18 protein-coding genes are annotated in these 20117 nt (G+C 59.8%); 12 read left to right on the top strand and 6 right to left on the bottom strand.

What is annotated here, in order from left to right:
* Positions 1-112: 112 nt before the first annotated feature.
* Complete coding sequence (locus AC1DU9_RS20205; protein ID WP_223463413.1) at positions 113-292, bottom strand: PA1571 family protein; 180 nt, start codon at positions 290-292, stop codon at positions 113-115.
* 251 nt (positions 293-543) lie between these two features.
* Here AC1DU9_RS20205 and AC1DU9_RS20200 point away from each other — a divergent pair, with 251 nt between their 5' ends.
* Positions 544-2325, top strand: coding sequence for an ABC transporter transmembrane domain-containing protein (locus tag AC1DU9_RS20200; protein WP_477810689.1), 1782 nt, complete (start codon positions 544-546; stop codon positions 2323-2325).
* 108 nt (positions 2326-2433) lie between these two features.
* Here AC1DU9_RS20200 and AC1DU9_RS20195 read toward each other — a convergent pair whose 3' ends face one another.
* Entirely contained in the window at positions 2434-4362 is a 1929-nt protein-coding gene (locus tag AC1DU9_RS20195) for a transglycosylase SLT domain-containing protein (protein ID WP_223463412.1), read from the bottom strand.
* Between the two features lie 214 nt (positions 4363-4576).
* On the opposite strand from AC1DU9_RS20195, the gene AC1DU9_RS20190 reads away from it, so the two are divergent.
* On the top strand, positions 4577-6496 hold the full coding sequence (locus AC1DU9_RS20190; RefSeq protein WP_223463411.1) for an ATP-binding cassette domain-containing protein: 1920 nt from the start codon (positions 4577-4579) through the stop codon (positions 6494-6496).
* A gap of 204 nt (positions 6497-6700) precedes the next feature.
* On the opposite strand, the gene AC1DU9_RS20185 is transcribed toward AC1DU9_RS20190, so the two are convergent.
* On the bottom strand, positions 6701-7141 hold the full coding sequence (locus AC1DU9_RS20185) for a universal stress protein (protein ID WP_218428798.1): 441 nt from the start codon (positions 7139-7141) through the stop codon (positions 6701-6703).
* A 104-nt stretch (positions 7142-7245) separates the two neighbouring features.
* Between AC1DU9_RS20185 and AC1DU9_RS20180 the strand changes: the two genes are divergently transcribed.
* The 5 genes from AC1DU9_RS20180 to topA all read left to right on the top strand — a co-directional run bounded on the left by AC1DU9_RS20180 (position 7246) and on the right by topA (position 14726).
* Positions 7246-7683, top strand: a complete 438-nt coding sequence (locus tag AC1DU9_RS20180; protein WP_223463207.1) for a hypothetical protein — start codon at positions 7246-7248, stop codon at positions 7681-7683.
* Between the two features lie 612 nt (positions 7684-8295).
* Entirely contained in the window at positions 8296-10443 is a 2148-nt protein-coding gene (fadB, locus tag AC1DU9_RS20175; protein ID WP_223463208.1) for a fatty acid oxidation complex subunit alpha FadB, read from the top strand.
* A 29-nt stretch (positions 10444-10472) separates the two neighbouring features.
* Positions 10473-11648: an acetyl-CoA C-acyltransferase FadA gene (gene fadA, locus AC1DU9_RS20170; protein ID WP_053160736.1), complete on the top strand. Its 1176-nt coding sequence runs from the start codon at positions 10473-10475 to the stop codon at positions 11646-11648.
* 99 nt (positions 11649-11747) lie between these two features.
* On the top strand, positions 11748-11984 hold the full coding sequence (locus AC1DU9_RS20165; RefSeq protein WP_007986363.1) for a DUF1653 domain-containing protein: 237 nt from the start codon (positions 11748-11750) through the stop codon (positions 11982-11984).
* A 114-nt stretch (positions 11985-12098) separates the two neighbouring features.
* A complete protein-coding gene (gene topA, locus AC1DU9_RS20160; RefSeq protein ID WP_223463209.1) occupies positions 12099-14726 on the top strand; it encodes a type I DNA topoisomerase in 2628 nt (875 codons plus the stop codon).
* 43 nt (positions 14727-14769) lie between these two features.
* Here the strand turns inward: topA and AC1DU9_RS20155 are convergent, their stop codons facing one another.
* Positions 14770-14970, bottom strand: coding sequence for a hypothetical protein (locus tag AC1DU9_RS20155; RefSeq protein ID WP_477810688.1), 201 nt, complete (start codon positions 14968-14970; stop codon positions 14770-14772).
* A gap of 46 nt (positions 14971-15016) precedes the next feature.
* Between AC1DU9_RS20155 and AC1DU9_RS20150 the strand changes: the two genes are divergently transcribed.
* Both AC1DU9_RS20150 and AC1DU9_RS20145 read left to right on the top strand, forming a co-directional pair.
* Positions 15017-15541 carry a DUF6586 family protein gene (locus AC1DU9_RS20150; RefSeq protein WP_223463210.1) on the top strand — a complete coding sequence of 175 codons (525 nt, stop codon included), beginning with the start codon at positions 15017-15019 and terminating at the stop codon, positions 15539-15541.
* Positions 15542-15635: 94 nt separating this feature from the next.
* Positions 15636-15869, top strand: a complete 234-nt coding sequence (locus tag AC1DU9_RS20145) for a hypothetical protein (protein ID WP_223463211.1) — start codon at positions 15636-15638, stop codon at positions 15867-15869.
* A 93-nt stretch (positions 15870-15962) separates the two neighbouring features.
* Here AC1DU9_RS20145 and sulA read toward each other — a convergent pair whose 3' ends face one another.
* Complete coding sequence (gene sulA, locus AC1DU9_RS20140) at positions 15963-16439, bottom strand: SOS-induced cell division inhibitor SulA (RefSeq protein WP_007991406.1); 477 nt, start codon at positions 16437-16439, stop codon at positions 15963-15965.
* A gap of 10 nt (positions 16440-16449) precedes the next feature.
* Positions 16450-17058, bottom strand: a complete 609-nt coding sequence (gene lexA / locus AC1DU9_RS20135; RefSeq protein ID WP_007995278.1) for a transcriptional repressor LexA — start codon at positions 17056-17058, stop codon at positions 16450-16452.
* 229 nt (positions 17059-17287) lie between these two features.
* On the opposite strand from lexA, the gene AC1DU9_RS20130 reads away from it, so the two are divergent.
* The 3 genes from AC1DU9_RS20130 to AC1DU9_RS20120 all read left to right on the top strand — a co-directional run bounded on the left by AC1DU9_RS20130 (position 17288) and on the right by AC1DU9_RS20120 (position 19914).
* Positions 17288-17995, top strand: coding sequence for a TetR/AcrR family transcriptional regulator (locus tag AC1DU9_RS20130; RefSeq protein WP_108219237.1), 708 nt, complete (start codon positions 17288-17290; stop codon positions 17993-17995).
* A 158-nt stretch (positions 17996-18153) separates the two neighbouring features.
* On the top strand, positions 18154-19164 hold the full coding sequence (nagZ, locus tag AC1DU9_RS20125) for a beta-N-acetylhexosaminidase (protein WP_223463212.1): 1011 nt from the start codon (positions 18154-18156) through the stop codon (positions 19162-19164).
* 12 nt (positions 19165-19176) lie between these two features.
* Positions 19177-19914, top strand: a complete 738-nt coding sequence (locus AC1DU9_RS20120; protein ID WP_223463213.1) for an S-methyl-5'-thioinosine phosphorylase — start codon at positions 19177-19179, stop codon at positions 19912-19914.
* Positions 19915-20117 lie beyond the last annotated feature (203 nt).

The following is a 20117-nucleotide window of genomic DNA, read 5'->3' as shown; positions in this document are numbered from 1 at the left end:
TCCCCTGTAGGAGCGAGCCTGCTCGCGATGGGCGCGCCACAGTCCCGGATTGGATAAGCAGGCATAAAAAACCCGGCCAACCATGGGCCGGGTCAAGAAGACGGTGGCTATATCACTCTTGTTCGGCAGGTTTGACCAGTCGCTTTTCCAGTTCGCGGCAAGCTTTCTGGATCATTTTTTCAGTGATCGGTACTTCGCGGCCCTGCTCGTCAATAATCGAGCAACCCAGAGACTGGTCTGGTTGCGTGCGGATCACTTGAATCTTGTCATCGCTGCTGTGTTGCAAGGACATGGCCTGTCTCCTCATCAGGTTGTGTGCTTACTGTAGAACCGCCAGGTGACCGCGCTATGACAACTCCCTGCGATCTTTCCGGGCGGACAGTACCAGTCCACCAGAAATGCCGGCACGTGGCTAGCCGAACTTTAGACCAATAGCGTCTAGCCTCTAGTGTTGGTGGACATAATTAACCTGACTCATTGTGATTTGCAGCGAGCCACCCCATTGAGCGGTGTAGGCTGACCCTAATGACTGCTTTGTCCTGGATGATTGCGATGCTCTCTGCCCGTCACCGCCGTGCCGTTCGCCTGGCCCGTCGTTTCATTGCGCCGTATCGCTGGCAGGCCTTTGGCGCCTTGCTGGCGCTGATCGCCACCGCCGGCATCACCTTGTCCATGGGGCAGGGCATCCGCCTGCTGGTGGACCAGGGGTTCATGACCCAGTCACCGCATCTGCTCAATCAGTCCATCACTCTGTTCATGTTGCTGGTCATGGGGCTGGCAATCGGTACGTTTGCGCGGTTTTACCTGGTGTCGTGGATCGGTGAACGCTGCGTCGCCGATATCCGGCGTCGGGTGTTTAACCATCTGATTTACCTGCACCCGGGGTTTTACGAAGACAATCGCAGCTCCGAAATCCAGTCCCGCCTGACCGCCGATACCACTCTGCTGCAATCGGTCATCGGTTCTTCGCTGTCGTTGTTCCTGCGCAATCTGTTGATGGTGATCGGCGGGATCGTCTTGCTGTTCATCACCAACCCCAAGCTCACCAGTATCGTGGTGGTGGCCTTGCCTTTGGTGGTCGCGCCGATCCTGATCTTCGGCCGCCGGGTGCGTAACCTCTCGCGCCTGAGTCAGGACCGGATTGCCGACATCGGCAGCTATGTTTCCGAAACCCTGGGCCAGATCAAGACCGTGCAGGCCTACAACCATCAGGCCGAGGACGAGCGCCGGTTTGCCGTGACCGTGGAGGAGGCGTTCAACACCGCGCGCAAGCGCATCTTCCAGCGGGCCTGGCTGATTACCCTGGTGATCGTCCTGGTATTGGGCGCGGTCGGGGTGATGCTCTGGGTCGGCGGCATGGACGTCATCGCCGGGCGAATTTCCGCCGGCGAGCTGGCGGCGTTCGTGTTCTATAGCCTGATCGTCGGCAGCGCGTTCGGCACCTTGAGCGAAGTGATTGGCGAATTGCAGCGGGCAGCCGGCGCGGCCGAGCGGATTGCCGAGTTGCTGCGTTCGCAAAACATCATCCTGCCGCCGGTGGCAGGCGCGGTGACACTGCCGGACCGGGTCGACGGCCAACTGCAACTGCAAAATGTGCGTTTTTCCTACCCGTCGCGGCCGCAAAGTTATGCCGTCGACGGGTTGAGCCTGACCGTCAATGCCGGTGAGACGCTGGCGCTGGTCGGGCCATCGGGGGCCGGAAAATCGACGGTGTATGACTTACTGCTGCGTTTTTACGACCCGGCCGAGGGACGCATCCTGCTCGATGGCGTGCCGTTGACTCAACTCGATCCGCTGGACCTGCGTCGCTGTTTCGCCCTGGTGTCGCAAACCCCGGCACTGTTTTTCGGCAGCATTGAAGAAAACATTCGCTACGGCAATCCGAAGGCGACTTCGGCCGAGGTACAGGAAGCGGCAAAAATCGCTTATGCCCATGACTTTATCGAAGCCATGCCCAACGGTTACCAGACTCATCTGGGGGACGGTGGTCTCGGTTTGTCCGGTGGTCAGCGCCAACGCCTGGCCATCGCCCGCGCGTTGCTGGTGGACGCCCCGATCCTGCTCCTCGACGAAGCCACCAGCGCCCTCGACGCCCAGAGTGAACACCTGATCCAGCAGGCGCTGCCGAGCCYGATGAAAAACCGTACCACCCTGGTAATCGCTCATCGCCTGGCCACGGTGAAAAACGCCGACCGAATTGCGGTGATGGACCAGGGGAAACTGGTGGCGGTGGGCACGCATCAGGAGCTGATTGCCAGCAATGCGTTGTATGCACGGTTGGCGGCGTTGCAGTTCAGTGATGGCAAGGTTACCGCCGAACTGTAGGTGCTGCCGCAGGCTGCGATCTTTTGATCTTTGCGTCTTCAAGGCCTCTGACAAAAAAATGCCCGCATCGTTTGATGCGGGCATTTTTTAGAGCGCCGGCACTACCGATCATTGATCGTCGAAAAACCGCTCATGCCAATCCACGATCGGCTGTGGCGCATTGAGCTTCTGACCGTAGATCACCGAGTACGACAGCACGTTTTGCACGTACTGGCGGGTTTCATCGAACGGGATGCTTTCCACCCACACGTCGAAACTCAGGTGGTCCGCACCACGCAACCATTGGCGTACGCGGCCGGGGCCGGCGTTGTAGGCGGCGGAGGCGAGGACCCGGTTGCCGTTGAACTGGCTGTGCACCTGGCTCAGGTAGGCGGCACCGAGCTGGATGTTCTTGTCCGGATCCAGCAGTTGCTGTGGCGAGCTATAGGGAATACTGAACTTGCGTGCGGTTTCCTTGGCGGTGGCGGGCATCAGTTGCATCAGGCCCGAGGCGCCGACCCCGGAGCGGGCGTCGTCCATGAACGCACTTTCCTGGCGGGTGATGGCGAACGCCCAGCTCGGATGCAGGCCGCGATTCTTCGCTTCACGCACCAGGGTCTCGCGGTGGGCCATCGGGAAGCGGATATCCAGGTCATCCCAATACTGCGCCTGGCTGATGGTGCGGATCGCCGGGAAGTACCATTTCAGGTCGTAGGCCAGTTTGGCCTGGGCGACCATTTCGTCGCGGCTGAAGTGACGGCTGACGTAGTACCACTCACGGCGGCCATCGACGATCTGCCCGCGGGCGTGCAGTTCCAGGGCGCGGCGTACGCCGGGCGTGTTACGCACCTTGTTGATGGTGGCCTGACTGAGCACCAGCGGCTTGTTGAGCAAAGAGTAGGGCGACTGCGAGCGATCGGCGGCGAGGAAACCATAGAAGTCGCGTTCGCGGGCCAGGCTTTTATAGAGCGTCTGCGCTTCCGGATTCTGCGGTTGCGCCAGTTCCAGGCTACGGGCCTGCCAGTAACGCCAGCGGTTGGTGGTGGCCAGGTCCTGGGGCAGGCGGCGGGTCAACTGGTAGGCATCGTCCCAGCGCGCCAGGCGCAGGAGCAGGCGCAGGCGCCACTCGGAAACGGTGTTGTCGCGCAGCTCGGGGTCGTATTTGGTCATGACATCCAGTGCGCGACTGTCGAAACGTCGTGCGAGGGTCAGGCCGATTTCCCGGGCGATCGCCACTTTTTCATCCCGGGAGAAGTGCATGCTGCTGGCGTAACCGTCGAGCAGGTCCATGGCCTTGTCCGGGTCCTGGCGAGCCAGGCGGCGCAGGCCGAGGCTGACCACATCGGACATGGCTTCGTCGGCCGGGGTGAAGCGTGACGACTGGTTGAGCAGTTCCGGTTTCTGCGCGACGTCCACCAGCAAGCGACCGCGAGGGGCGAGGTTGGTCATGCCGTTGATCAGGCTGTTGGCCAGCGGGTAGTTGCGCGCCTGGGCGGCGAGTTTGGTGCGCTCCCAGCGTTTTTGTTCGGTCAACTGACCTTCGGCGGCCCACATGCCGAACAACGTGTCACAGGCTTCGGGTTGGGATTTGCCGGTCAGCCAGAGTTTTTCGGCGTTGGCGTTACCTTCGGTCTTGAGATTGTGGCTGAGCTGGTACTGCGCATTCAGGCAGTCCAGTTCGGTGAAGTTCATTTTCGGGTCGTAATACTTGACGAAGGTCGCCCAGTCACCCCGATCCGCCTGCCAGCGCAACCAGCGCAGCTTCATCCAGTTGGCCTGGGGCAGGTCGCCGTGTTCGGCGAGGAACTTCTCGATTTCGGCGTTGCTCGCGGTTTTCAGGCGCGCGGTCAGCTCGTCGTACGCAAGGTAAGGTTCCAGCGGATAATCGGCGAGGGCCTGGCTGTAACGGAAATACGGGCCACTGTCGCCCTTGGCCAGGGCGCGCTTGGCTTCATCGTAATACTGGCGTTGGGTGGACAGGTCCACCGCCTGGGCGGATTGGACGGCAGCGGCAGACAGTAAAAATGCAGATAAAAGATTGAAAAGGCGACTGCGCATGAGACGTCCGGGCAGAGAAAATCATGACAAGCGCGGGCCAGGCCCGCGCTGAATTGTCTGTAGCTTAGCCTTTTGCCAGCAGCCGGTGAAAGCTTTGCGGGTGTTCCCGCATCAGTTCGCAACATTTGTCATGCAGAGTGCTGCGAGAGTGAAATTGCCGGCCTTCTGAAGCCTCAAGTCAGGTAGAATGCGCGCCCGGTTTTTGGAGAAGCTCATGACCCTGCTCAAATTCAGCGATGTGTCCCTTGCTTTCGGCGCTATGCCGTTGTTGGACAAGGTGTCCTGGCAGATCGCCCGTGGTGAGCGGGTGTGCATCATCGGCCGCAACGGCACTGGCAAGTCCAGCATGATGAAGCTCGTCAAGGGCGACCAGAAGCCCGATGACGGCTCCGTTTGGCGTGCACCCGGGCTCAAGATCGGCGAATTGCCGCAAGAATTGCCGGTGGCCGACGAGCGGACAGTATTCGACGTGGTGGCCGAAGGCCTGGACGGCGTTGGCGCCCTGCTCGCCGAATATCACCACCTGAGCCAGAACATCGTTACTGACGCCGATCTGGACAAACTGATGCACGTCCAGCACGACCTCGAGGCCCGCGATGGCTGGCGCCTGCAGACCCTGGTCGACAGCACCCTGAGCCGCCTGCAACTGCCGGCCGACAAGACCCTCGCCGAGTTGTCCGGCGGCTGGCGTCGTCGCGTGCTGCTGGCCCAGGCCCTGGTGTCCGAGCCGGACCTGCTGCTGCTCGACGAACCGACCAACCACCTGGACATCGGTGCCATCGCCTGGCTTGAAGAAGCACTGAAGGATTTCCAGGGCGCCGTGCTGTTCATCACACACGACCGTTCTTTCCTGCAGAACCTGGCCACCCGCATCCTCGAACTGGATCGCGGTGGCCTGATCGACTGGAACGGCGACTACGCCAGTTTCCTCGTGCACAAAGAAGCCGAACTCGCTGCCGAAGCCACCGCCAACGCGTTGTTCGACAAGCGCCTGGCCCAGGAAGAAGTGTGGATTCGTCAGGGCATCAAGGCCCGTCGCACCCGTAATGAAGGCCGCGTACGTGCCCTCAAGGCCTTGCGTGTCGAGCGCAGCGAGCGTCGTGAGCGTACCGGCAAGGCCAATATCCAGCTGGATACTGCCGACAAGTCCGGCAAGCAGGTGATGGTGCTCGAGAACGTGAGCTTCGCTCACCCGGGCGGCCCGTTCCTGATCAAGGACTTCTCCATGGTGCTGCAGCGCGGCGACCGTATCGGTCTGCTTGGCGCCAACGGTACCGGCAAGACCACGTTGCTGAAGCTGATGCTCAGCGGCCTGCAGCCGACCAGCGGCAAAGTGGAAGAGGGCACCAGGATCGATGTTGCCTACTTCGACCAGTTGCGCCATCAGCTGGACCTGGAAAAAACCGTGATCGACAACGTCGCCGAAGGTCGCGACTTCATCGATATCGATGGTCAGAGTCGCCACGTGCTGAGCTACCTCGGCGACTTCCTGTTCAGCCCGCAGCGTGCCCGCACGCCGGTCAAGGCGCTGTCCGGTGGTGAGCGTGCCCGTCTGTTGCTGGCCAAGTTGTTCAGCAAGCCGGCGAACCTGCTGGTACTCGACGAACCGACCAACGACCTCGACGTTGAAACCCTCGAACTGCTCGAAGAAGTCTTGCTGACCTTCAATGGCACCGTGCTGATGGTCAGCCACGACCGGGCATTCCTCGACAACGTGGTCACCAGCACTCTGGTTTTCGAAGGTGAAGGCCAGGTTCGCGAGTACGTTGGTGGCTACCAGGACTGGCTGCGTCAGGGCGGCTCGCCGCGCCTGCTGGGCGTGACCGAGAGCAAATCCGGCAAGGCCGACCTGAATTCTGCGGTGGTGAAGGCCGAGCCTGCGCCGGTTGCGGCGGCCGTCGAAGCGCCAGTAGCGAAGAAAAAGCTCAGCTACAAGTTGCAGCGCGAACTGGAAGCGTTGCCGGGGCAGATCGAAGCCATGGAGCAACAGATCGCCGCCGTTGAAGCACAGATGGCGGATGCGGGCTTCTATCAGCGTCCTGCCGCCGAAACGGCTGCGGTGATTGCTCAGCTGGAGCAGTTGCAGGCTGAACTCGACATCATGGTCGAGCGTTGGGCCGAACTGGATGCCTGATTGATCCCGCAATAAAAAAAGCCCGGCGTTCAGTGATGAACGCCGGGCTTTTCGTATGAAGATTTGAAGGTTGTTAATTTTCAATGTGGGAGCGAGCTTGCTCCGGGCGGCGTTCCGACGATGGCGGCCTGTCAGTCAACGTTGATATCGACTGTCAGTGCCTCATCGCGAGCAAGCTCGCTCCCACAGGGGGTACCTACAACTTCAGGATTTGGTTTGCAGGCGCACCGCCAGCACATCGCAAGGCGCGCCATGCAGCACGTCATTGGCGGTGGAGCCCAGCAGCAGTGCCAGGCCGTGCCGGCCATGGCTGCCCACCACGATCAGGTCGCAGGTCTGCTCCTTGGCCATGTGGTGAATTTCCTGGCGTGGCTGGCCGTAGGTCAGGTGGCAGTTGGCGCCTTCGAGTTCGGCGTATTTGTGCTTGAGGCGCTCCAGTCGCTCCTTGGCCTGATCGAACTGCTGCTGTTGCAGTTGTGACAGGTCCATCGGCACGTCGCCGCCGAAGGCCATCGCCATCGGTTCGACAATGTGCACCAGGGACAGCTTCGCGCCGTTGCTCACCGACAGTTCGCGAGCGCGGTGGATCACAGGGTCGCACTCTTCGGTCAGATCTACAGCGACCAGAATATGGTTGTAGGGCATGAGGTGCTCCTCCTGAGGGATGCAATATTGGTAAGTATGGCTGGTTTCAAGCGCATTGGTTCCAAAGTGACACAATGGGCTCATCAAGAATCGGGAGTACAGATATGACGGTCTGGATAGTGGTGTCAATCCTGCTGGTGGTACTCAGCCCGCTGGCATGGTTGCGCCCCTCGCGTGCCCAGAGTGGGCGCATAGCCCTGCGGATGGAGGCCCGGCGCATCGGCCTGGCCATGCAACTGGCACCTCAGCAATGGCCGCACTGGCTGAGCCAGGAGCCGCCAAGCCCCTGTGCGCAGTACCATCGTCCGCGACGTGGCAGTCAGCCGGCGTGCTGGAGTTACTGGCAAAAATCACCGGGTGTCTGGGTGAATCAATGGCAGGAAATCTGTGAAGATCGGGCGCTGCTCGATCATTTCGAAAAATTGCCAGGCAATGTCTTCAAGGTCGAGGCCGACAAGCAAATAATCGCCTTGTATTGGGGCGAGAAGGGTGAGGCCGAGGTGTTGCAACAGATCGATGCCACCCTCAAGGCGCTGGCCTGAAACCGGGTCCCCTGTAGGAGCGAGCCTGCTCGCGATGGTCGTCAACGATGACGCTGGCAACCTGACACCCCTGCGGCGTCCTCAGGTTCATCGCGAGCAGGCTCGCTCCTACAGGAAGCGATCAGGCAATAAAAAGCCCGACAACTTCATCGGGCGGGTTGGCCAGGCAGGCCGGTAAAACGGTGTGGGCTGATCTTACGCTGGGCATTCGCCAAAGCGTTCAACTTTTTCCCCTGGTTTCGCCAGCGTAGCGTGTTAAACACGGGCTGCAGCGAATTAGGGCGACTTTTCTAACAATTGATTCTATGAATGACCTTGCATGCTTCGGCGTGTTTAAGGTCTTCGCAGTACGGAAATGACCGGAAAGTCGCGTTTCAACCCGTTTTTCAGGCGATTGACAATTGTCGGAAATTCCGTGAAGGTGACGTACCCAAATCAAACGGGCGTATGAATTGAGCGTTTGTATTTCAGACCGCTCCTACAGAATCCCGACTATCGCGTTGGCGGGTGTGCCGGGGGAATGGGCGTAGCATTGACGATCAACGTCCCTGCCAAGCCATTCGCCTGCGTCCGACGTGTACTGTTCAGCTTCCATATCGTGGAGATCAGTTGATGATTTACGAAGGTAAAGCCATCACGGTTAAGGCTCTTGAAAGTGGCATCGTCGAACTGAAGTTCGACCTCAAGGGTGAGTCCGTCAACAAGTTCAACCGTCTAACCCTGAACGAACTGCGTCAGGCCGTAGACACCATCAAGGCAGATGCTTCGATCAAGGGCGTGATCGTCAGCAGTGGCAAGGACGTGTTCATCGTCGGTGCCGACATCACCGAATTTGTCGACAACTTCAAGCTGCCGGATGCAGAACTTGTTGCTGGCAACCTCGAAGCCAACAGGATTTTCAGCGATTTCGAAGACCTCAACGTCCCGACTGTAGCCGCAATCAACGGCATCGCATTGGGTGGCGGTCTGGAAATGTGCCTGGCGGCGGACTACCGCGTCATGTCCACCAACGCCAAGATCGGTCTGCCGGAAGTCAAGCTGGGCATCTACCCGGGCTTCGGCGGTACTGTGCGCCTGCCGCGCCTGATCGGTGCCGACAACGCCATCGAGTGGATTGCCGCCGGCAAGGAAAACCGTCCTGAAGACGCGCTGAAAGTTGGCGCTGTCGATGCAGTGGTTGCTCCAGAGAAGCTGCAGGACGCCGCGCTGGAACTGGTCAAACGCGCCATTTCCGGCGAGTTCGACTACAAGGCCAAGCGCCAGCCGAAGCTGGAAAAGCTGAAGCTCAACGCCATCGAACAAATGATGGCTTTCGAAACCGCCAAAGGTTTTGTGGCTGGCCAGGCTGGCCCGAACTACCCGGCGCCGGTTGAAGCGATCAAGACCATCCAGAAAGCCGCGAACTTCGGTCGCGACAAGGCGCTGGAAATTGAAGCAGCCGGTTTCGTCAAACTGGCCAAGACCTCGGCCGCGCAGAGCCTGATCGGCTTGTTCCTGAACGATCAGGAACTGAAGAAAAAGGCCAAGGCCTACGACGAAATCGCCAGGGACGTGAAGCAGGCCGCCGTACTGGGCGCCGGCATCATGGGCGGCGGTATCGCCTATCAGTCGGCTTCCAAAGGTACGCCGATCCTGATGAAGGACATCAACGAGCACGGTATCGAGCAGGGTCTGGCCGAAGCCGCCAAACTGCTGGTTGGCCGCGTTGATAAAGGTCGCATGACCGCCGCGAAAATGGCTGAAGTGCTCAACGGCATTCGTCCAACCCTGTCTTACGGAGACTTCGGTCACGTGGACCTGGTGGTTGAAGCGGTCGTCGAGAACCCGAAGGTCAAGCAAGCGGTACTGGCTGAAGTGGAAGACCAGGTCAAAGAGGACACCATCCTCGCGTCGAACACTTCGACCATTTCCATCACCTTGCTGGCCAAGGCCCTCAAGCGTCCGGAAAACTTCGTCGGCATGCACTTCTTCAACCCGGTGCATATGATGCCGCTGGTGGAAGTGATCCGTGGCGAGAAGTCCAGTGAGCTGGCTGTCGCCACCACCGTTGCCTACGCCAAGAAAATGGGCAAGAACCCGATCGTCGTCAACGATTGCCCGGGCTTCCTGGTCAACCGCGTCCTGTTCCCGTACTTCGGCGGTTTCGCCAAGCTGGTCAGCGCCGGTGTGGACTTCGTCCGTATCGACAAGATCATGGAAAAGTTCGGCTGGCCAATGGGCCCGGCCTACCTGATGGACGTGGTCGGCATCGACACCGGCCACCACGGTCGTGACGTGATGGCTGAAGGTTTCCCGGACCGCATGAAGGACGACCGCCGTTCGGCCGTTGACGTGCTCTACGAAGCCAAGCGCCTGGGCCAGAAGAACGGCAAGGGCTTCTACGCCTACGAGACCGACAAGAAGGGCAAGCAGAAGAAAGTCGCCGATCCGTCGGTGCTGGAAGTGCTCAAGCCGATCGTTTACGAGCAGCGCGAAGTCACCGACGAAGACATCATCAACTGGATGATGATCCCGCTGTGCCTGGAAACCGTGCGTTGCCTGGAAGACGGCATCGTCGAAACCGCCGCCGAAGCCGACATGGGTCTGGTCTACGGTATTGGTTTCCCTCCATTCCGTGGCGGTGCGCTGCGCTACATCGACTCGCTCGGTGTGGCAGAGTTCGTTGCCCTGGCCGACCAGTACGCTGATTTGGGCGCGCTGTACCACCCGACCGCGAAGCTGCGTGAAATGGCCAAGAACGGCCAGAGCTTCTTCGGTTAAGCGCCCCCAACTAGAGTGAGAGTGAACTTATGAGCTTGAATCCTAGAGACGTCGTGATTGTCGACTTCGGTCGTACTCCGATGGGCCGCTCCAAGGGCGGCATGCACCGCAACACCCGCGCCGAAGACATGTCGGCGCACCTGATCAGCAAACTGCTGGAACGCAACGTCAAGGTTGACCCGAGCGAAGTCGAAGACGTGATCTGGGGCTGCGTTAACCAGACCCTGGAGCAGGGCTGGAACATCGCGCGCATGGCGTCGTTGATGACCCAGATCCCGCACACCTCGGCCGGCCAGACCGTCAGCCGCCTGTGTGGCTCGTCGATGAGTGCTCTGCACACTGCTGCGCAAGCGATCATGACCGGCAACGGTGACGTTTTCGTGGTTGGTGGCGTCGAGCATATGGGCCATGTGAGCATGATGCACGGTGTCGATCCGAACCCGCACATGTCGCTGTACGCGGCGAAAGCCTCGGGCATGATGGGCCTGACCGCGGAAATGCTGGGCAAAATGCACGGCATCACCCGCGAGCAACAGGACGCTTTCGGCGTGCGTTCCCACCAACTCGCCCATAAGGCGACCGTGGAAGGCAAGTTCAAAGACGAAATCATCCCGATGCAGGGCTACGACGAGAACGGTTTCCTGAAAACCTTCGACTACGACGAAACCATTCGTCCGGAAACCACCCTGGAAAGCCTGGCGGCCCTGAAGCCGGCGTTCAATCCGAAGGGCGGCACCGTGACAGCGGGCACCTCGTCGCAGATCACCGATGGTGCTTCGTGCATGATCGTGATGTCGGCGCAGCGCGCACAGGACCTGGGCATCCAGCCTCTGGCGGTGATTCGCTCGATGGCAGTGGCAGGTGTGGATCCGGCGATCATGGGCTATGGTCCAGTACCGGCCACACAAAAAGCACTGAAGCGCGCGGGTCTGGGCATCTCCGACATCGACTTCTTCGAGCTCAATGAAGCTTTCGCCGCACAGGCCCTGCCAGTGCTGAAAGATCTGAAAGTGCTCGACAAGATGAACGAGAAGGTTAACCTGCACGGTGGCGCGATCGCCCTGGGCCACCCGTTCGGTTGCTCCGGTGCGCGTATCTCCGGCACTTTGCTCAATGTGATGAAGCAGAATGGCGGCACCTTCGGGGTGGCCACCATGTGCATTGGTCTCGGCCAAGGCATCTCCACCGTCTTCGAACGCGTTTAAGCGTCTCGCTGATGGAAGCCGGGGCCAAGTGCCCCGGTTTTTGTTTTTCCGGATTTATTTTTGTTTTTATTTTGAAAAAATTTGAGTGAGGGCCAAAGCATGCCGATACAACCAGGGCTCTACCAACATTACAAAGGTCCGCAGTACCGCGTATTCAGTGTCGCGCGGCATTCGGAAACCGAAGAAGAAGTGGTCTTCTATCAAGCCCTGTATGGCGATTACGGCTTTTGGGTGCGTCCCTTGAGCATGTTCCTGGAGTCCGTCGAAGTTGACGGTGAACAGGTGCCACGCTTTGCTTTGGTGCAGGCCGAAGAAAGCCTTTTTACCAAGCCATAAGCTGGGTGCGCGCAAAACCCTGCGCTTGACCTCACCTTGTTGCCACTATATATAGCGGTGCCGCGTCAGGCGCCAACCGCCTTTCACTTCTCGAATTCAGGAATTTTCTGATCCATGGGCAAATCGCTGGTCATTGTGGAATCCCCGGCTAAGGCCAAGACCATCAACAAGTATTTGGGCAACGAATACGTGGTGAAGTCGAGTATCGGCCATATCCGAGACCTGCCCACCAGCGGTTCGGCTAGCGCCAGCAAAGAGCCAGCCGCCAAGCGCGGCAAGGCTGCTGCGGGTGAAGTGCCGGCACTGTCACCGAAAGAAAAGGCGCGCAAGCAGCTGGTCGCGCGCATGGGTGTGGATCCGGACCATGGCTGGAAAGCCAAGTACGAGATTCTTCCGGGCAAGGAAAAAGTCATCGAAGAGCTGCGCCGGCTCGCCAAGGATGCTGACACCATCTATCTCGCAACCGACTTGGACCGCGAGGGGGAAGCCATTGCCTGGCACCTGCGCGAAGCCATCGGTGGTGACGACACCCGCTACAAGCGCGTGGTGTTCAACGAAATTACCAAGAAGGCGATCCAGGAAGCCTTCTCGAAACCAGGCGAGCTGGACATCGATCGTGTCAACGCCCAGCAGGCGCGTCGATTCCTCGACCGTGTCGTGGGTTACATGGTTTCGCCACTGCTGTGGGCCAAGATCGCTCGTGGCTTGTCTGCCGGTCGCGTGCAATCGGTTGCCGTGAAGCTGGTGGTCGAGCGCGAACGTGAAATCCGCGCGTTCATCCCGGAAGAGTACTGGGAAGTCCATGCCGACCTCGGCACCGCCAAAGGCGCGACCGTGCGTTTCGATGTGGCCCGCGAGAAAGGCGAAGCCTTCAAACCGCTCAACGAAACCCAGGCCATGGCCGCGCTGGAGAAGCTCAAGTCTTCCAGCTACAGCATCGTCAAGCGCGAAGACAAACCGACCAGCAGCAAGCCGTCGGCGCCGTTCATCACTTCCACCCTGCAGCAGGCCGCAAGCAACCGCCTGGGCTTTGGTGTGAAGAAAACCATGATGATGGCCCAGCGTTTGTACGAAGCCGGCTACATCACCTACATGCGTACCGACTCCACCAACCTTTCGGTTGATGCCGTGGCGATGGCGCGTACCTATATTGAAGGCGAGTTCGGCAAGAAGTACCTGCCGGAAACCCCGAACGTCTACAGCAGCAAGGAAGGCGCACAAGAGGCTCACGAAGCGATTCGTCCGTCCGACGCCAATACCGAGCCAAGCAAGCTGTCGGGCATGGAGCGTGACGCTGAACGCCTCTACGAGCTGATCTGGCGCCAGTTCCTCGCTTGCCAGATGCTGCCGGCGCAATACCTGTCGACTACCGTCACCGTGGGTGCCGGCGACTTCGAGCTGCGCGCCAAGGGCCGCATCCTGAAGTTCGACGGTTACACCCGTGTCATGCCGCAAATCGCCAAGCCGGGCGACGACGATGTATTGCCGGACATGGCCCAGGGCGACGCGATGAAGCTGATCAAGCTTGATCCGACCCAGCACTTCACCAAGCCGCCGGCGCGTTACTCGGAAGCCAGCCTGGTAAAAGAAATGGAAAAGCGTGGCATCGGTCGTCCTTCGACCTACGCGGCGATCATTTCGACCATCCAGGACCGTGGTTACGTGGCGCTGCACAACCGTCGCTTCTACTCGGAAAAGATGGGCGACATCGTTACCGAGCGTCTGGCGGAGAGCTTCTCCAACCTGATGGACTACGGCTTCACCGCTGGCATGGAAGAGCATCTCGATGACGTGGCCCAGGGCGAACGCGACTGGAAAAACGTGCTCGACGAGTTCTATGGCGACTTCAAGAAGAAACTCGAAGTGGCCGAAAGCCCGGAAAGCGGCATGCGTGCCAATCAACCGGTGATGACCGACATCCCGTGCACCACCTGCGGTCGTCCGATGCAGATTCGTACTGCGTCGACCGGCGTGTTCCTCGGTTGCTCAGGCTACAGCCTGCCGCCGAAAGAGCGCTGCAAGGCCACCGTCAACCTGGTGCCGGGCGACGAAATTGCCGCGGACGACGAGGGTGAGTCGGAGTCGTTGGTGTTGCGTGGCAAGCATCGCTGCCCGATCTGCAGCACGGCGATGGATGCCTATCTGCTTGATGAGAAGCGCAAGTTGCATATCTGCGGTAACAACCCGGATTGTAATGGCTACGAAATCGAAGAGGGCACCTATCGCATCAAGGGCTATGAAGGCCCGAGCCTGGAATGCGACAAGTGCGGCAGCGAGATGCAGCTCAAGACTGGCCGCTTCGGCAAGTTCTTCGGTTGCACCAATGCGACCTGCAAGAACACCCGCAAGTTGTTGAAGAGCGGCGATGCGGCACCGCCGAAGATGGATCCGGTGAAGATGCCTGAGCTGAAGTGCGAAAAGGTCAACGACACCTACATTCTGCGCGACGGTGCATCAGGCTTGTTCCTGGCCGCCAGCCAGTTCCCGAAAAACCGCGAGACCCGTGCTCCGCTGGTGATGGAAATCATCCCGCACAAGGATGAGATCGATCCGAAGTATCACTTCCTCTGCGAGGCGCCGAAGAAAGATCCGGATGGTCTCCCGACTGTGATTCGTTACAGTCGCAAGACCAAGGAACAGTACGTGCAGACCGAGGTTGACGGGAAACCGACTGGCTGGAAAGCGTTCTACGACGGCGGCAAGTGGGCGGTCGAAGACAAGCGTCCGGCAGCCAAGGCTTAACAGCCTGGGGTAATGAAAAGGCCGCATGACCACCCTCGGGTGTTCATGCGGCCWTTTTTGTTTTTGCTGCTTTCTCTGTAGGAGCGAGCCTGCTCGCGAAAAACTCAAGGGCAACACGTTTTTCCAGGATGTACACGTTATCGTTTACGTTTTTCGCGAGCAGGCTCGCTCCTACAGTGTTGGCGTCGGCATCGGCATCGGCATCGGCAGAGGACTTGCGGTTTGCCTGGCTGATCCACGACACTGTCCAACCTGCGTGAAGCAATTATTTCGTTGTGGAGGCTGCCGTCATGGCCCACGAACTGTATACCCGTACCAATCAGAAGATTTACTTCGCCGGCTTGTCGCTGGAAGCACTGGCTCGCACTGAAGAGGGGCGGGCGATGAATTCGCTGGCGCTGATCCAGGCGGGACGCGAATCCGCGCTGTTTCACCTGTACGGCGCGCTGTTGGGGCTGTGTCACGAAATCGCCGGTTACTATCGCTTGCCTCAGGCCAATGCGCCCCGTGCAGAGTTATTGCTGACTCGCGAGGTGCTGGATGCCATCGCCATTCCGGAAATGGCTGAGCTGGTCGAGCTGGCCAATAACCCGGAGACCTGGCTGGCCAAACTCCTGGCCGCCCATGCTGCGCTGTTTCAACCGCCGCGCGCGCCGCACAAGCCGAAAGGGGACGTGACCCAGCCACTGATCCAGGCTGTCAATCTGGATGAAGAGGATGCGCCGGAGGAGCTGAGCCGGGAGGAGCTGGAGAGTTGGCGTCAGAACCTGAAAGCATTGGCGATCCGGTTTCGTGAAGGGTTGAACGAGTGCTGACGCACACATTTGGGTAATGACATCTGGTCAAGATCTCAAGCGAACCCCGAACGATGCCTATATAATCCCCGCCTTTCGTGGAGAACAGTCCTTTATGCCAACGTCCTTTCTAGAAATTGTCGAGTTACCAGACGGCCGTATCGAGCTGCGCAGGGCCGAGGACGAGGGTTCTCTGGTTACTTTGGATTTCTCCGAGGACGCCAAAGCGTTCCTGCAAGGACAGTACGTGGAAGTCGCCAAGGCGATGTTGAGCGTCGGTGTACAGATGGCCGGTCGCCTGGTTGAAGGCGAATTCGACAAGGACGAGGGGTCGCGGGTGCTTCATTGATCCCCGCCTGTCGTTTTTCTTGATGTCGCTATTCATTGGCTTCTCTGTCCCTGGAGAAGCCTTGCGCGGTGAAGCTCGCACCCTGTCTGTCAGTTAGCCCAAACGAATATTCAGGCTCTGAGCGTCCCCGGTGCGGGCGGCGCTGATCAGTTGTTGCCGCGATTGCGGGCTCAACGGGTTGATCCAGCTGACCACCGTGTGGCTGCGACCCAGGCGCAGCGCTTCGCAGGTCAGTTGCTGGGCGCTCTGGGTACCCCGCGGTTGCAGCAACAGAATGCGCTCGCGGTTGAGGCCGGCATCTCGCAGCCAGGCTTGAGTCAGGCTGGCGGGTGGCGCGATCAGTGTCAGCCAGCGTGCATCCTGATCCTGGCTCAATTCCCTGAGGATCGGTGCCAGCAGGCTCAGGCAGTTCCCGGCTGCACCACGCAGTGACAGCTCGCTGAAAACGTCAGGTTCGGCGCTCCAGGGGGACTCGACTACGTCTTTCAGAATCGGCGCCAATGGCTGTGCCATGAACGCTTCGAACAACGGCAGTTGGGTTTGCTGTGGTGATGTCTGTGGGAACTGCATGGTGCCTCCTTTAGCGGCGAATGACGCCGACACTCAAGCCTTCGATCACCAGTTCCTGGTCTTGAAGGTTCACTTCAATCGGGGCGAACTCGGGGTTCTCGGCGATCAGCCAGACTTTGCTGCCGTCACGCTTGAAGCGCTTGACGGTCACTTCGTCGCCGATTCGCGCCACCACGATCTGGCCGTTACGGGCTTCGCGGGTGGTGTGGACCGCCAGCAGGTCGCCGTCGAAAATGCCGATATCCTTCATGCTCATCCCATGGACGCGCAGCAGGTAGTCGGCGCGCGGATGGAAGAAGGCGGGGTTGATGTTGCAGGACTCTTCGATGTGTTGTTGCGCAAGAATCGGGGCGCCGGCTGCGACCCGGCCAATGATCGGCAGGGTGGAATCGTCGGCCTTGGCTTCGAAGCCGGGGATGCGAATGCCGCGGGAGGCGCCAGGCGTCATCTCGATTGCACCCTTGCGAGCCAGGGCCTTGAGGTGTTCTTCCGCCGCATTGGGTGATTTGAAACCCAGTTCCTGAGCGATTTCCGCACGGGTTGGCGGGTAGCCGTTGTCTTCCAGGCAGCGTTTGATGAAGGCCAGAATCTCGGCTTGGCGTGGCGTCAGCTTTAGCATATTGATCGCTCTGTTTTTTTATACAGTGACTGGGATTATATACAGTGAGGCGGTCTTGGCAATGCTCCTTTTTTTAGCGGCCGCCGGACGGTCAATCAGTCAGTGGATTGAAGCTTCGCCGTTGTGTGGTTAAATGTCTGACCGACCATTCCCGAAACGAACTGCCAGGCTTGACAAGGCGCAGGCTGAAACGTATGTTTCAAACAAGTGTTTGTCAGGCGGAGTAGCCATGGCCCAGTCGGAAACCGTTGAACGCATTCTCGATGCTGCCGAGCAGTTGTTCGCGGAAAAAGGTTTCGCCGAAACCTCGTTGCGCCTGATCACCAGCAAGGCCGGTGTCAACCTGGCGGCGGTGAACTATCACTTCGGTTCGAAGAAGGCGTTGATTCAGGCGGTTTTCTCGCGGTTCCTCGGGCCGTTCTGTATCAGTCTCGATAAAGAGCTGGAGCGGCGTCAGGCCAAACCTGAAATCAGGCCGACACTCGAAGAGTTGCTGGAAATCCTCGTCGAGCAGGCACTGGTGGTGCAGCCGCGCAGTGGCAACGACCTGTCTATCTTCATGCGTTTGCTGGGACTGGCGTTCAGTCAGAGCCAGGGGCACTTGCGTCGTTATCTGGAAGACATGTACGGCAAGGTGTTCCGCCGCTACATGATACTGGTCAACGAAGCGGCGCCGCGTATTCCGCCCATCGAGCTGTTCTGGCGCGTGCACTTCATGCTCGGTGCTGCGGCGTTCAGCATGTCCGGTATCAAGGCCTTGCGCGCGATTGCCGAAACCGACTTCGGCGTGAATACCTCGATCGAGCAGGTCATGCGCCTGATGGTGCCATTCCTGGCCGCCGGCATGCGTGCCGAATCCGGTGTGACTGACGCGGCCATGGCCACTGCCCAGTTGCGTCCACGCAGCAAATCGACGCCGGTTGCCGCCAAGGTATAACCGCGCATGGGTGGGCGCGGCAGCTGACATCCGCTAAGCTAGCCGCCCATGCCGACTCTCGTTCTGAACCCGTTCCTCATTGAACTCGCCAATCTGCCGGGCCATGCCCTTGGCGGCGAATTCGTGTGGGCCGGGTTTTCTGTTATCAAGGAATTCTTATGACTGCTGGCTTGCAAGGCTCGTTGATGGTGGACGTCGCCGGTACCTGGCTGACGGCTGAAGATCGCCAATTGTTGCGCCAGCCCGAAGTGGGCGGCCTGATCATCTTTGCTCGCAACATCGAGCATCCACGCCAGGTGCGTGAACTGAGTGCGGCGATCCGCGCCGTCCGTCCCGACTTGTTGCTGGCTGTGGACCAGGAGGGCGGCCGCGTGCAGCGCCTGCGCCAGGGTTTCGTGCGCTTGCCCGCCATGCGCGCCATCGCCGACAACCCGAACGCCGAATACCTGGCCGAGCAGTGCGGCTGGATCATGGCGACCGAAGTGCTGGCCGTCGGCCTGGACCTGAGCTTCGCCCCGGTGCTGGACCTGGATTACCAGCGCAGTGCCGTTGTCGGCACCCGCTCGTTCGAAGGTGATCCCGAGCGCGCTGCCTTGCTCGCGGGTGCATTCATCCGCGGCATGAGCAGCGCAGGCATGGCCGCCACCGGCAAGCACTTCCCCGGCCACGGCTGGGCCGAGGCTGATTCCCACGTCGCGATCCCGAATGATGAGCGCAGCCTCGACGAGATCCGCGCCAATGACCTGGTGCCGTTTGCCAAGCTGAGCAAGCAACTGGCCGCCGTCATGCCGGCCCACGTTATTTATCCACAAGTCGATTCTCAACCCGCAGGTTTCTCCCGCCGCTGGTTGCAGGACATCCTGCGCGGCGAGTTGCAGTTCGATGGCGTGATCTTCAGTGACGACTTGTCCATGGCGGGCGCCCATGTGGTCGGCGATGCCGCCAGTCGAATTGAAGCTGCGCTGACTGCCGGTTGCGACATGGGCCTGGTGTGCAACGACCGTGCGGCTGCCGAGCTCGCCCTGAGCGCTGCCCAGCGTCTGAAGGTCAAGCCTTCCGAGCGCATTGCACGGATGCGCGGCCAGTCGTTCGCCAACACCGAATACCGTCAGGACCCGCGCTGGCTGGCTGCTGTCGGCGCGCTCAAAGAAGCTCAATTGATTGATTAAGGACTGTTCGTTATGACGGTTTACGCGATTATCGGTGGCACTGGCCTGACTCAACTCGAAGGCCTGAGCATTCGCCAGTCACTGACAGTGGACACGCCTTATGGCGCACCTTCGGCCGACGTTCAGATCGGCGAGTATGCCGGCAAGGAAGTGCTTTTCCTCGCGCGTCACGGTCATCCCCATCGTTTTCCGCCGCATCAGGTCAACTACCGCGCCAACCTCTGGGCGCTGAAGCAGGCCGGTGCGCAAGCCATTCTGGCGGTAAACGCCGTGGGCGGTATCCATGCAGCCATGGGCACCGGGCATTTCTGCGTGCCGCATCAGTTGATCGACTACACCAGCGGTCGTGAGCACACCTACTTTGCCGATGACCTGGAACACGTCACCCATATCGACTTCAGCTACCCCTACAGCGAACCGTTGCGCCAGCAACTGATTGCGGCATTGGCGGCGGAAGGTGTGGGCTACAGCAGTCATGGCGTGTATGCCTGTACTCAAGGGCCGCGCCTGGAGACAGTGGCTGAAATCGCCCGGCTGGAGCGCGATGGCTGCGACATCGTCGGCATGACCGGTATGCCGGAGGCCGCCCTGGCCCGGGAACTGGAACTGGATTACGCCTGTCTGGCGCTGGTGGTGAACCCGGCGGCGGGCAAGTCGACGGCGGTAATTACCATGGCCGAGATCGAGCAGGCATTGCATGACGGCATGGGCAAGGTGAAATCGACGCTGGCGCGGGTGCTCAAGGGCTGAGTCCCGCTTGGTACCGAGTTGACTTCATCGCGAGCAAGCTCGCTCCCACAGGTTCAGTGGCGTTCGCAAAAAATGTGTTCGACGCTATTACTGTGGGAGGTGAAATCGACGCTGGCGCGGGTGCTCAAGGGCTGAGTCCCGCTTGGTACCGAGTTGACTTCATCGCGAGCAAGCTCGCTCCCACAGGGTCCGCGTCGAACACA

It is taken from the genome of Pseudomonas sp. P4_C1 (assembly GCF_056402155.1).
The sequence above is the reverse complement of the archived record's forward strand: the minus strand, read 5'-3'. Positions and strand labels throughout refer to the sequence as shown.